Genomic DNA, 11,907 nt, shown 5'->3' with positions numbered 1-11,907 from the left:
TCAGTTCGTGACGGCGTAGGCGTCGGTAAAGCCCGTCCCCTTGATGGTTTTCAGCAATGTGGCCTGTTCCGACTTGGTTTGCGCCGGTCCGACCAGCACCCGCCAGAACGTCTTGCCGTTCGAGCTTTGCTGTTTGACGGTGGGCACCATGCCGGCCTGCCGCATCGCGGTTGCGGTGTTTTCGGCGTTCTGCTCGACACTGAAAATGCCGATCTGGATGAATGGCTTGGCCAGTTTGGATGGCGCCGGCGCCGGAGCGATGGCGGCGGCCGGTTCGGGGGCCGGTACGAGGTCGGTCGCCACGGCCGGCTGCGGTGCGGCGTCCAGCGCGGACGCGGCAACGGCAGCGATCGGCTCCAGCGCGCCTTCGCTGACCTCGGGTGCGACGGGCATCGCTTCGTCGAGCGCGGCCATGTTTTCGTCCATGGGTGCAGCGTTGGGCTCCACCACTTCTTCGCGCTTCAGGGCGACGACGTTCAGATTGGTCGGCGCACCGGCCAGGATGCCGAGCGCCGCTGCCGCGTCCGACGACACCTGCAGGCGTGGCCCGGGGCTTTGGCGTTCGCGACGGAACAGCGCGCCGATGACGAACTGGCCGTTCTTTTCGTTGCGGATGATGGCGCGTTCGGGATCCTTGACGTCGGGATGAGCGACCCAGACGCCGCCAAGCGATGGCCGGCCATCCCAAAGCCCGGCCTCGGTGGCCTGGAAGATCTCGGGGGCTTCGACGTCGCGTTCTGTCGTGCGCCCGCCGCTGGTTGCAGCGCGGGCCACGGTTTCTTCGCCACCGGAAGCTGTCTTCGGTTGCAGGAATGCGGGTATCTGGCCATCGGCGCAGGCCGTCAAGGTCGTCATAGCTGCGAGTAGCACCATTCCGTGCAGCGTCCTGCCGCGAAAAGTCGAGAAAGCCTTGCTCATGGCGTGTCCCTTGCCTGTCTCTATGCGCTTGCGCGCTGCCGATCGGGGGTGATGTCCCGCTCTGGCATGCCTCGTGTGAGCGCTTTTGCCGCGCCTTCCGGGGCAGAGTAACCGCTTCGCGGCGCTGTGGAAAGCCCGCAGTCGAAAATGCGCGGATTTTCCCGCATCGCCCGGGTTTCAGAATCGCAGCCTGCTCGCTAAGGCTGGACGGCACCGGAGGTTTGGCAGAGTGGTCGAATGCGGCGGTCTTGAAAACCGTTGGGCGTGAAAGCGTCCCGTGGGTTCGAATCCCACAGCCTCCGCCACAGCCTGCCTTGCGTGGCTTCCGAGCGTCACATCCGGCCCGTCAGCACAGCGTATGCGCCGGTTCGGCCCAACGGGGCGCCAGTGCCGTGTGGATGCCGAGGGCATCCAGCCAGCGCTGGACCTGGTGGTTGACGAGATCGTCCAGCGTTTGTCCGCGCGTGTAGAAGGCCGGCATCGGAGGCGCCACGACCGCGCCCATCTCGGTCACCGCGGTCATGTTGCGCAAGTGCCCCAGATGAAGGGGTGTTTCGCGCACTCCCAGAACCAGCGGGCGTCTTTCCTTGAGCGTAACGTCAGCAGCGCGGCTGAGCAGGCTGCTGCCGATGCCGTTGGCGATCTCGGCCAGCGTCTTGACGCTGCAAGGGGCGATGATCATGCCCTGCACGGGATAGGAACCTGACGCGATCGAAGCGCCGATATCGGAATTGGAATGGACGTGATCGGCAAGCGAACGGGCCATCTCGTAGCCGTTTTCGGTTTCCACGGCGAGGGTCTGAACCGCCGCTTTCGTCACGATCAGGTGCGTTTCCACCGACAGACCCTGAAGCACTTCGAGCAGTCGCAGCGCATAGGGCATACCGGATGCGCCGGACAACCCGACGGTTATTCTGCAGCGGCCATGCTGCGGTACAGCGACGCGAGGGGGGCGCAGAGGGGACATGTTGTGATATCGATCCCTTAATGATTGTGGACAGCGCCGGGGGTTTCCTTTAAGGAGAGCGCCGGGTAAGTTGACCCTAGGGAAGCTTGTGCATGACAAGGACCGCCAAGAGTATGGTTCGTCAACGGTCAGGTTACTGCTTGGGTGCCGCGCAGGCATATGTTTTTTTATGGAAAAAGTGATTAGACTGTCATGATAAGCGTGCTTTTGATTGATGACGATGTCGAGCTTGCCGAGCTGATGCACGACATCCTGAAAAACTACAGCATCGAACTGGATGCCGTGCACAGCCCAAGCGAAGGGTTCGCTGCTCTCGAGGCCAAGACCTATGACTTGGTGCTGCTCGACGTCATGTTGCCCGAAGTCAACGGCCTGCAGATGTGCAGCAAGATCCGGTATTCCAACGCACCCTACAAGGATGTGTCGATCATCATCCTGACGGCCCGGACCGAACTGACCGATATGGTGGTGGGTCTCGAGACCGGTGCCGACGACTACGTCAAGAAGCCTTTCGAACCGCGCGAACTGGTGGCCCGGATCAACGCGATTCTGCGCCGGACGAAAACCCCGCAATCCGAAAACACCGCACAGAACGCGACTGCCGAGCCCGTCGCCTCTGGCGGGAAGTCCGGGCTGAGTTGCGAGATCACCCTGGACGGCGACACCCTGCAGATCGAAACCCAACGCGCCCAGATCCTGGTCAACGGAAACAAGCTTATCACCACGTCGATGGAATTCGAGCTGGTGGCGGCGCTGGCGAAACGGCCGGGCGAGATCCTCAATCGCGATGACCTGCTGGGCGAGGTTCACGGCACGACCGTGATCTATACCCGCAGCATCGACGCGCTGATCTATCGGCTGCGCACCAAGATCAAGGAAGCCGGAGCTACGGTCGACTTTATTCGCACTGTCCGTGGACGGGGCTATTCGCTGGTTGGACAGGTGAACCAGCTGAACGGCGCATAGCACCGCGACACCCGCCAGCCGGGAAGCGGCCTGGGGAATACATTCAAAAGGCGAGTTTTGTGACACGGGGTCACGGGCCGAACCACGGTCCGCAAACTTTTGTGACATTTTTCGTCATTCAAAAACAGATTTCGCCAATAAACTCTCATATACAGAGTTTTGTGCAGATATTTTGGACCCTATTCTCCTTTTTAGGAAATAGGCGTATGTTGGTGTTGTTCTCTCTTGTCTCCCGAAAGGGATATCGCCATGCAACGCCTGAGCTTTTTTCTCGTCCTGACACCCCTCGTGCTATTCGGCGCAATCGGTGGGTTCTTTTATGCCTATTCGGTATCCGTCATGCAGGGATTGAACAACCTGCCGGAAATCGATGCAATTCGCGCCATGCAGGAACTCAACCGCGGCACACGCAACCTGGTTTTCCTGTTCACGTTCCTGTTCACACCGATCATCGCTTTCGGATGCGCGGCGATTTTGTATTTCAAGGGGAGGCAAGCGGCGGCGTTGTTGCTGTTGGCAGCCACGGCGGTTTACTTCGGCGGGTCCTTCCTGCCTACAGTCAATATCAGCGTACCCATGAACCACGCGATCGAAGCGCTTGACCCGGCGCGCCTGTCGATCGAAGAGGCCACCAGCGCCTGGACGGCCTACAGCGCGGACTGGACCTTCTGGAACAGCGTTCGCGCGATCATGGCGCTGGTCGGGCTGGCCTTGGCCGGCGCGGCGATGCACTCGGTCGCACGCGAACCCGCCACAACCCTCTGAGCGCACCGAAATTCCGATCAACTTGCCCGCCGGTCCGAAAAGGCCGGCGGAATAGGTTTTTTTCGCGATCCGGCATGTTGTTGTTTTATGGCAGCAATATGATTGAGCATGATATTTCTGTCATGCAGGCTTGTTTTCTCTACATGGTCATCTTCAAACGGCGTCGAAAAAGCATTCTTTGTTGTTTGAGTTTGGTGCCTCCAGTTTCGTAAATTGCGTCAGGACAAAGTGACCAATTTGCGAGGACTGAAACCGTGAACACAGTATCTGACCCAAAGTCGTTTCAATACGACCAAACACAGGCGCTGGCCGGTAGCGCGGCTGCCGAACCGGCGGTGCGCTTCCGCAAGCTGTCCAAGACCTACCGCATGGACCGGGTGGACGTTCCCGCGTTGCGTGGTGTCTCGGGGCGGATCGATCGTGCCGGAACGACCTTCATCACCGGACCGTCGGGCAGCGGGAAGTCGACGCTGTTGAACCTGCTGGGCCTGCTCGACCGACCGACGGGTGGTGAACTGACCGTTCTGGGCGAAGACGTTACCGGGTTGTCCGACCGCGCCGCTGCGGATTTCCGGGCCCGCCATATCGGGTTCGTGTTCCAGAGCTTCAACCTGATCCCGGTGCTCAGCCTGCGCGAGAACGTCGAATTCCCGCTGCTGAACCGCAAGATGAGCGGCGCGGCCCGCAAGGCCCGCGCGATGGATTACCTGGATGCGGTCGGCCTGGCCGACCTGGTCAATCGTCGTCCCGGAGAAATCTCGGGCGGCCAGCGGCAGCGCGTCGCCATCGCCCGGGCTCTTGTCAGCGAACCGAGCCTCGTCATCGCCGATGAACCCACCGCGAACCTGGACAGCCGGACTTCGCGCGAGATCGTCGCGCTCATGGATCGCGTGCGGACCGAACTGAACACATCGGTGGTGATCTGCACCCACGACACCGACCTGATCACGCCGGCCAGCGCGGTCATTCACATCATCGACGGCCAGACCGCAGAGGAGTAAGGGCCATGATCTGGAAAATCGCGTTGCGCAACATCTTCAAGAACGCCCGGCGTTCGACGACGACGGCGCTGGCCATCGGTGTCGGCGGGCTTGCCGCTCTGTTGTTCGGCGGCTTCGTCACTTCGATCTGGTACGGGGTGCAGACCTCGATGATCCAGGAGCAGGGGAACCTGCAGGTCTACCGCAACGGCTATCTGGAATTCGGCGCCGCCAATCCCGATGCCTATACGATCGAGAACTGGGATCAGGTCGCGGCCCTTCTGGCTGCTGATCCGATGCTGGCCGAAAACCTTGCGGTGATCACACCCCGGATCGATCTGGCCGGCGTGGCAGGCAACAACGAAACCGGCAATTCCAAGACCTTCATCGGCACCGGCATCGTGCCCGCGCAAGTGGACCAAATGCGCGGCTGGGATGGCTGGAAAATCGGCCAGGTCGCGCCGGCGACGGGCCTTGCCGCCGGTGGCTCTGACAGCGTGATCGTCGGTCTCGGCATGGCCCGGATGATGGGCATGTGTGCCGCCCTGTCCGTGCCGGATTGCCAGGACGCGCCGGTTGCGGCCGAGGACCTCGTCGTCGAGGAACAGGACTTCACTTCGCTCGTCGCGGGGGAAGGCGGGCTGTCCGACCAGAGCGCGGGAAGCGAAAAGCCGCAGCTCAACGTCATGGCCGCAACCTCTGCCGGTGTGCCGAACATCGCCCGGGTCAGCATCGAAGCCGCACAGGCGCAGGCGGTGCGCGCCGTCGACAACAGCTTTGTCATGATGCACTTCGAACAGGCCCGCAGTCTGCTTTACGGCGACAGCCAGCAAGCCACGACGCTGATGCTGCAAGTCGCTGATCCGGCCAAGGTCGACGCAGTCAAGGCGCGCGTCGCCGAGATCCTGACCGGTGCCGGGCTGGACCTGAGTGTCTACCACTTCACCGAAGTCGACCCGACCTTCGAGCGCATCTTCGGGATGTTCAGCTTCATGTTCGTGGTCATCGCCTTCGTGCTGTCGATCGTCATCGCCTTTACCATCGTCAACACGATCTCGATGACCATCGTCGAGCGGGTGAAGGAAATCGGCACGATCCGGGCGCTTGGTTTCCGCAAGGGTTTTGTCCAGACGCTGTTCCTGACCGAAAGCACGCTGATCGGCGTGATCGGTGCGGCGATTGCCCTGGGCGGTGCGCTGGCTGTGGCCAACCTGGTGAACGCGGCTGGTCTGCAATGGACCCCGCCGTCCAACGCCACACCGCTCACGGTGCAACTGATGGTGCTGGACAACCCGGTCTTCGCCGCCAGCGTGGTTGGCGCCCTGATCGCCCTCGCGCTGCTGGCCGCGGTGCTGCCCACGTTCAAGGCCGCGCGCCTGAACATCGTCGAAAGCCTGCAACGGGCCTGATGCGGCCCTGCCATGGCCGGTCCCGTGTTCGATCGCGGGGCCGGAAGACCCCAGCAAACGACCCGACACCCACAACTCTGCCATTCGAAAGGAACAGACCATGGAACTCGATCGTCGCGAATTCGCCCGGCTTCTTCTCGGCGGGATGACCGCAGCCGGGCTGGCCTCTTTCGGTCTCCCGAGCGCGGCCGCCGAAAGCGCCGGTTCGGTGCTGAAGAAGGCCGATGCGATCCGCAACCCGCAAACCTCGTTCGCCGTTGACGTCGACCTGATCAACTATGAACGCGGGCGCGTTAAGGAACAGACCAGCGTCACCACCTATTCCCGCGCCACCGGAAACCAGTTCCAGACGCTGGTGCATATCAACGCGCCGGCCGCGGACCGGGGCAAGATCCTGCTGCGCAACGGCAACATCCTGTGGCTTTACGACCCGTCTTCCAAGGCGTCCGTACGGATCTCGCCGCGCCAGCGTTTGCTGGGCAACGCGTCGAACGGCGATGTCGTCAGTTCGAACCTCGTCGGCGACTACAAGGCCAGCATGGAAGGCACCGAAACCATCGCCGACGGCGACAAGAAGAACCGCAACTGCCACAAGCTGCGCCTGACCCAGGCCTCCAGTTCGGCGCCCTACAGCGCGGTCGAGTTCTGGGTCGATGCCTCGAACAGTCAGCCGGTGAAGGGCAAGTACTACACCGACTCGGGCAAGCTGATCAAAGTCGCCTGGTATCGCAACCTGCGCAACCAGATGGGTGCAAGCCGTCCGACCGAGATCGTCATCGCCGACGGGTTCGACCCCAACAAGGTGACGCTGATGCGCATGTCCAACTACCGCGCCAAGAACATCCCCGAGGCTTGGTTCAGCAAGGAATGGCTGCCGAACTTCAAGGCCTGACCCTTCGGGTCGGCTTCCCTTCAACGTTTGCCGAAAAGGAGACCCCGACATGAAACGCCTTCTGACGCATTCGGTCGCCGCGACACTCGCCTTTCAACTCGCCGTTCCGGCCATGGCGCAGGATTTCGACCTGCCGCCCGATCTTCCGGGACTGCCAGGCGAAACCGTCCTCCCCCAAGACGATGTCGCCTTGGCGCCGGGTGCGTCGGAAGACCCGTCCGCTGCTGCCGATACCGGCCCCGTGCTGTCCGAGGGCGATGCGGATTTGGAACTGCCGCCCGATACGGCGGTTCCCGTTCTCGCCGAAGCGCCGAGCGTCGCGCAGGTCCAACCGGCCGGCATCGCCGGAAACGGGTTGTCGGCCACGCTGGAACTGGAAAGCCGCGTCTTCGCCAATACCGATCTGGACGGCGACACCGATACCGCCCTGCGCTTTCAGGCCCACTATTTCGGCAATTGGGCCATCGGAGAAAAAACCAGCCTGAACTTCAACTTGCGGGCGCGAACCGAGATCGCCGAGGGACGGGACTATGACTTTGGCGACGACTTCGCCATCGATATTCAGGAACTGTACCTGTCCTACGCGGTGACCCCCGGCACCAGCCTGCAGTTCGGGCGCATCAATATCCGCAACGGAGTCGCCACCGGCTTCAACCCGACCGACTGGTTCCGCGACGACAGCCTGGTGCTGACCGGCAGCGCCGCTCCGGCGGACCGGCGCAACGAACGGCTGGGCGTGCTTGCGCTGACCGCGACGACGACGATCGGTCAGACCCTCGTGCAACTGGGCTATCGCCCCGAGATCGATGCCGACCCCGATACCGTCTGGACCGACGCCGATGTGTTCGGCATGGGACTGGACCGCACCAATCCGTCCGAAGCGTGGTTCCTGAAGATGACACCACGCATCAACGACAACCTTTCCTTTACCGCCAACGCGGTTCTGATCGATGACGATCCCGGCCTGGGCTTCGAACTCAGCGGAACACTCGGCGACAATCTGGTTCTCTATGGCGAGGCCATGGCCCAGAAACGGCTGTCGCTGGTCGACGAGGCCCTGGGCGACACCCTGGGTTCTGCCGCGTTCCGCGACGGCGTCGGCGCCGGTCAAGGCAAGGAATGGTACCTGCAAGCCGCGCTCGGATTGAACTGGGCCTTGCCGGAGCGCCTGGTCGGCGCCGAGGACATTTCGATCACGCTGGAATACCACCTGAACGAAGCCGGCCTGAGCAATGGACAGATCGCTGCGTTGTCCGGCGCAACCGGTCTGGACGGACTGGCGGCCTCGGCCATCTATGGCGTCGCCAACCGCAGGCAGGATCCGCTGGCGCGCGAACAGGTCTTTACCCGCATCGCCTGGAACGACGCCGTGCAAGATGCCGACCTGTCCCTGCTGGCCTTCTACGTGCCGGCGGATCACAGCGGGCTGGCGCAATTGTCGCTGGACATTCCGGTCGGTCAGAATGGCAATTTCAACCTGCGCGCGATAAGCACGTTCGGAGATGATACCTCGATCTACGGGGCCAATCCGAACAAGAGCTCGGTCCAGATGGGCTTTACCTACACGTTCTGAAACACGGGCGCCCCAAGACGCCCGATAACGCCGAGGCATGAGGATACAACTGTGCGCGTGTTGATGCTGGACGACGACGAAGAACTGGGCGCCTTGATGCAGCCGGTTCTTGCGAAATACGGGATGGAGCTGACACTGGCGTTCACGCCATCGCAGGCTTTCGACATGCTGGGCGCCGAAGGTTTCGATGTCATGCTATTGGACATGATGTTGCCCGAACTGGACGGGATGTCCGTCTGCCGGTCGATCCGGTCAAGCGGCAAATCGTTCGCCGAAATCCCCATCGTCGCCCTGACCGCGCGGGCCGAGCTGACCGATCGCATCGTCGCGCTGGAAAGCGGAATCGATGACTTCGTCGCCAAACCCGTGGAAATGCGCGAACTCGTGGCGCGGATCGGCGCGGTGGTCCGGCGCAAGCGCGATGCCGGCAATACCTCTCCGGCCCAGGCCGAATCCCAATCCGCAACCGAATTGCACCTGTCCCCCGGACACATGTCGGCGGTCTACGGCCCCTACGCGGTCAACCTGACCGAACTGGAATTGCGCATCCTGCAATGCCTGAAGGAAGCAGAAGGCGCCATCATGAGCAGGGTCGAGATCCTCGAACGCATCGGCCACCATACGCAAAGCGATCCGGCCATGGTCGATACGATCATCTACCGGATACGACAGAAGTTCCGCGAACAGGGGCTGAAGTTCGACTTCATCAAGACCCTGCGTGGACAGGGCTATTGCATCAAGACAGAGCAGGCGAAATGACCGACTTTCTCGACCGCGCAAAGCTTTGGATCCGCACGCGATCCGTCTTCAGTCACCTATTGTGGGCGACGTTGGCCTCGACCACGCTTCTGAGCCTGGTCCTGATCCTCTCGCTTCAGCGGGTCGCCGACGAACACCCCCGCAGATACCTGGCGCGCGCGTTGTTCGACGCCTTCGCCGAAAGCGCGCTGAACCCCGGCGAAGCGGTGTCCGTGATCGGCGAAGCGCCGATGGTTCTCATGACCCCGCAAGAGGCCGCGAATTCGCGCTTTGCGGCGATCTACGAGGACGCGCTGGACGATCTCGACGGCATCGCCATCCGCCGGCTGGGCGATCACTACGCGGCTGTTTCCGTGCGCGGCGATACGGTGGCGGTGCTTCCCCAGTTCGGCCGGCAAATATCCACCTATGCGCTGTTTCTGGTCGGTGTCGTGATCATGTCGGTGCTTTTCGCGATCACTGCGATCTATCTGCTGATCCGCCGGCTCACGCTGCCCTTCGACGTGCTGACCGCGGGCATCCGCAAGGTCGAAGAGGGCGACCTGAGCTACCAGATCCCTTTGGAAAACACCTTTGGCGAATACCGGACCTTCGCCGAAGGCTTCAACAAGATGGTTTCCGAGCTGCAGCGGATCCATGAAAGCCGGCGCCACATGCTTCTGGCGCTGCCGCACGAGATCCTGACCCCGCTGTCGCGCCTGAAAGTGCGAAAGGACATGGTCGACGACCCGGACCTGCGTGCGCAGATCAGCAAAGACATCTCGGTGGTCGAGGAAATCCTGTCTTCGATCCTAGCTGCGGAAAAACGCAGCGCGGGAACGACTTCGGCCGATTTCATCGACATCGAACCGTATGCCGAGGAACAGATCGCGCAAATGGTGCATTCCGGCGTGGAAATCACGATCCAGAACAAGACCGGACAAAAGACCGCCTATTTCGACAGTTTTCTGACCAGCGTCCTTCTCAAGAACTTCGTCAGCAACGCGGTTCGCTACGGCAAGGGCAAACCGATCCAGGTGATTTTCTCGGCGGATGGTCAAAATTCCTGCGACATGCGCATGTCGGTGCGCGATCAGGGCATCGGCATCGCCCCCGATCAACTGCGCTATCTGATGGAGCCGTTCTGGCGCGCCGACGAATCCCGGGGCAGGGCGTCGGGTGGCTATGGCCTTGGTCTCTACCTGTGCCGGACGATCACGAACGGCCTGGGCGGACGCATCGATATCGAAAGCAAACTGGGCGAAGGCACTGAAATCACAGCTGTTCTGCCGAATGCCTTGTGCACCACTCTGGAGGAATTCTGACATGCCCCCGACGACCCACGCCGCCCCGGTCCAGAACGCGGATCCATTGCTGGCGCCGACCGAGTTCCTGGATCACGACGATCCGTCCGTTGCCGCCTTTGCCGAAAAAATATTGGCCCAATGCGGACCGGACCCGCGCGAACAGGCCGTGGCATTGTTCTACGCGGTGCGCGATGGCCTGTTCTACGAAATCTACAACGCGGATTTCTCGCGCGGTTCGATGAAGGCAAGCGCGATCCTCAAGCGACGGTCGGGCCTGTGTATCCACAAGTCTCTGGTTTACGCGGCCTTGCTGAGACATGCCGGAATACCGTCGCGTCTTTGGCTGACGGATGTGAAAAACCACCTCTGTTCGCCGCAGCTGGAACGGCTGATGGGCACCAAGATCTTTCACTACCACGCCCTGGTCAGTCTTCGTTTGGACGGGCGATGGTACAAGGCAACGCCGGTATTCAACGCCCGTCTTTGCCAATTATACGGAATGGCACCATTGGAGTTCGATGGTTATTCCGATTGCGTACACCACGCGTATGATCTGCAAGGGCGTGCACATATGGAAATTATGAATGATCATGGAGAGTTTGACGATCTTCCATATGATACTGTCATGGCGGGTCTGAGAAAAAAGCACGCAAGTCTTTTCAAGACAAGCACGCGATTCAAGTCGGGTTCTCTGCTTGCTGATATAGCGTAGCGCTCCAACTCCTTTACTCTGGTCGGCTGGGCTTGTGGGCGTCGAGGCATCGACGCCTTTTTTCGTTGTGTCAATACCATAAAGGTGCCGCCACGATGTCGAAAAACAGCGCCACATTGTGTCTTGCTTCGGGTCGTACACGCGTAGGGCGTCAAAAACTCTGTGTCTTAGTAGGATGTTTCTGAACAAAACAACAAACTATCCTTGGGATGAATGGTCTATGATCCAATCATGCCGGATGAAATTCGAAATCCTGCGACGGTCACCGGCAAATGAATACTGGAAACGAGGAAACCATGATTATCAATTCTCTGGAAAAGATCGCCACGACCGACCGCGATGTCGACTGGGGCAACGGGAAAAGCCGGCGGCTGCTGATCGAAAAAGATCAGATGGGTTATTCCCTGACCGATACGGTCGTCAATGCCGGTACCGCCTCGCTTTTGGAATACAAGAACCATCTCGAGGCCTGCTACTGCATCGAAGGCGAAGGCGAAGTCGTCGACGAACAGACCGGCGAGACGCACAAGATCGTGCCGGGCACGATGTATGCCCTGGACAAGCACGACAAGCATTGGCTGAAGGCCAGCAAGACGATGCGCCTGGTCTGCGTGTTCAATCCGCCGCTGAAAGGCCACGAGCGCCACTCGCTTGGCGGCGATAGCTCGGCCTACTGATCC

The 11,907-nt window shown here is 61.0% G+C and carries 12 protein-coding genes and 1 tRNA gene; 11 read left to right on the top strand and 2 right to left on the bottom strand.

The annotated features are described in order from the left end of the window. The gene (locus KUH32_RS00225) at positions 1-918 is read right to left on the bottom strand and encodes an SPOR domain-containing protein (RefSeq protein ID WP_217776070.1); all 918 of its coding nucleotides are present in this window, start codon (positions 916-918) and stop codon (positions 1-3) included. Positions 919-1,133: 215 nt separating this feature from the next. On the opposite strand from KUH32_RS00225, the gene KUH32_RS00220 reads away from it, so the two are divergent. Then, positions 1,134-1,223: transfer RNA gene (locus KUH32_RS00220), tRNA-Ser, on the top strand. A gap of 41 nt (positions 1,224-1,264) precedes the next feature. On the opposite strand, the gene KUH32_RS00215 is transcribed toward KUH32_RS00220, so the two are convergent. After that, positions 1,265-1,885, bottom strand: coding sequence for a UbiX family flavin prenyltransferase (locus tag KUH32_RS00215; protein ID WP_217776069.1), 621 nt, complete (start codon positions 1,883-1,885; stop codon positions 1,265-1,267). A gap of 201 nt (positions 1,886-2,086) precedes the next feature. Between KUH32_RS00215 and KUH32_RS00210 the strand changes: the two genes are divergently transcribed. The 10 genes from KUH32_RS00210 (at position 2,087) to KUH32_RS00165 (ending at position 11,904) form a co-directional block, all read left to right on the top strand. Beyond that, positions 2,087-2,851, top strand: a complete 765-nt coding sequence (locus KUH32_RS00210; RefSeq protein ID WP_217776068.1) for a response regulator transcription factor — start codon at positions 2,087-2,089, stop codon at positions 2,849-2,851. 249 nt (positions 2,852-3,100) lie between these two features. Continuing rightward, entirely contained in the window at positions 3,101-3,616 is a 516-nt protein-coding gene (locus KUH32_RS00205; RefSeq protein ID WP_217776067.1) for an anthrone oxygenase family protein, read from the top strand. Positions 3,617-3,870: 254 nt separating this feature from the next. Beyond that, positions 3,871-4,617: an ABC transporter ATP-binding protein gene (locus tag KUH32_RS00200; protein ID WP_217776066.1), complete on the top strand. Its 747-nt coding sequence runs from the start codon at positions 3,871-3,873 to the stop codon at positions 4,615-4,617. A gap of 5 nt (positions 4,618-4,622) precedes the next feature. Next, the gene (locus KUH32_RS00195; RefSeq protein ID WP_217776065.1) at positions 4,623-6,005 is read left to right on the top strand and encodes an ABC transporter permease; all 1,383 of its coding nucleotides are present in this window, start codon (positions 4,623-4,625) and stop codon (positions 6,003-6,005) included. Between the two features lie 100 nt (positions 6,006-6,105). Continuing rightward, positions 6,106-6,897 (top strand): outer membrane lipoprotein-sorting protein, encoded by a 792-nt coding sequence (locus tag KUH32_RS00190; protein WP_217776064.1) that lies wholly within the window; start codon positions 6,106-6,108, stop codon positions 6,895-6,897. Positions 6,898-6,946: 49 nt separating this feature from the next. Then, complete coding sequence (locus KUH32_RS00185; protein WP_217776063.1) at positions 6,947-8,470, top strand: hypothetical protein; 1,524 nt, start codon at positions 6,947-6,949, stop codon at positions 8,468-8,470. Between the two features lie 51 nt (positions 8,471-8,521). Beyond that, the gene (locus KUH32_RS00180) at positions 8,522-9,229 is read left to right on the top strand and encodes a response regulator transcription factor (RefSeq protein ID WP_217776062.1); all 708 of its coding nucleotides are present in this window, start codon (positions 8,522-8,524) and stop codon (positions 9,227-9,229) included. After that, a complete protein-coding gene (locus KUH32_RS00175; RefSeq protein WP_217776061.1) occupies positions 9,226-10,533 on the top strand; it encodes a sensor histidine kinase in 1,308 nt (435 codons plus the stop codon). The genes KUH32_RS00180 and KUH32_RS00175 overlap by 4 nt, the downstream gene beginning before the upstream one ends. Before the next feature lies 1 nt (position 10,534). Beyond that, positions 10,535-11,227, top strand: a complete 693-nt coding sequence (locus KUH32_RS00170; RefSeq protein WP_217776060.1) for a transglutaminase-like domain-containing protein — start codon at positions 10,535-10,537, stop codon at positions 11,225-11,227. Between the two features lie 296 nt (positions 11,228-11,523). Then, the gene (locus tag KUH32_RS00165; RefSeq protein WP_217776059.1) at positions 11,524-11,904 is read left to right on the top strand and encodes an ectoine synthase; all 381 of its coding nucleotides are present in this window, start codon (positions 11,524-11,526) and stop codon (positions 11,902-11,904) included. Positions 11,905-11,907: the final 3 nt, after the last annotated feature.

This window comes from Thalassococcus arenae (assembly GCF_019104745.1).
In the GTDB taxonomy this organism is placed as follows: Bacteria; Pseudomonadota; Alphaproteobacteria; order Rhodobacterales; family Rhodobacteraceae; genus Thalassococcus_B; species Thalassococcus_B arenae.
This window is presented reverse-complemented; position numbering and strand designations above follow the sequence as displayed.

Excerpts from the sequence above, each read along its gene's own strand:
- KUH32_RS00225 (WP_217776070.1), bottom strand. The coding sequence starts at position 918 with ATGAGCAAGGCTTTCTCGACTTTTCGCGGCAGGACGCTGCACGGAATG.
- KUH32_RS00215 (WP_217776069.1), bottom strand. The coding sequence starts at position 1,885 with ATGTCCCCTCTGCGCCCCCCTCGCGTCGCTGTACCGCAGCATGGCCGC.
- KUH32_RS00205 (WP_217776067.1), top strand. The coding sequence starts at position 3,101 with ATGCAACGCCTGAGCTTTTTTCTCGTCCTGACACCCCTCGTGCTATTC.
- KUH32_RS00195 (WP_217776065.1), top strand. The coding sequence starts at position 4,623 with ATGATCTGGAAAATCGCGTTGCGCAACATCTTCAAGAACGCCCGGCGT.
- KUH32_RS00190 (WP_217776064.1), top strand. The coding sequence starts at position 6,106 with ATGGAACTCGATCGTCGCGAATTCGCCCGGCTTCTTCTCGGCGGGATG.
- KUH32_RS00185 (WP_217776063.1), top strand. The coding sequence starts at position 6,947 with ATGAAACGCCTTCTGACGCATTCGGTCGCCGCGACACTCGCCTTTCAA.
- KUH32_RS00175 (WP_217776061.1), top strand. The coding sequence starts at position 9,226 with ATGACCGACTTTCTCGACCGCGCAAAGCTTTGGATCCGCACGCGATCC.
- KUH32_RS00170 (WP_217776060.1), top strand. The coding sequence starts at position 10,535 with ATGCCCCCGACGACCCACGCCGCCCCGGTCCAGAACGCGGATCCATTG.
- KUH32_RS00165 (WP_217776059.1), top strand. The coding sequence starts at position 11,524 with ATGATTATCAATTCTCTGGAAAAGATCGCCACGACCGACCGCGATGTC.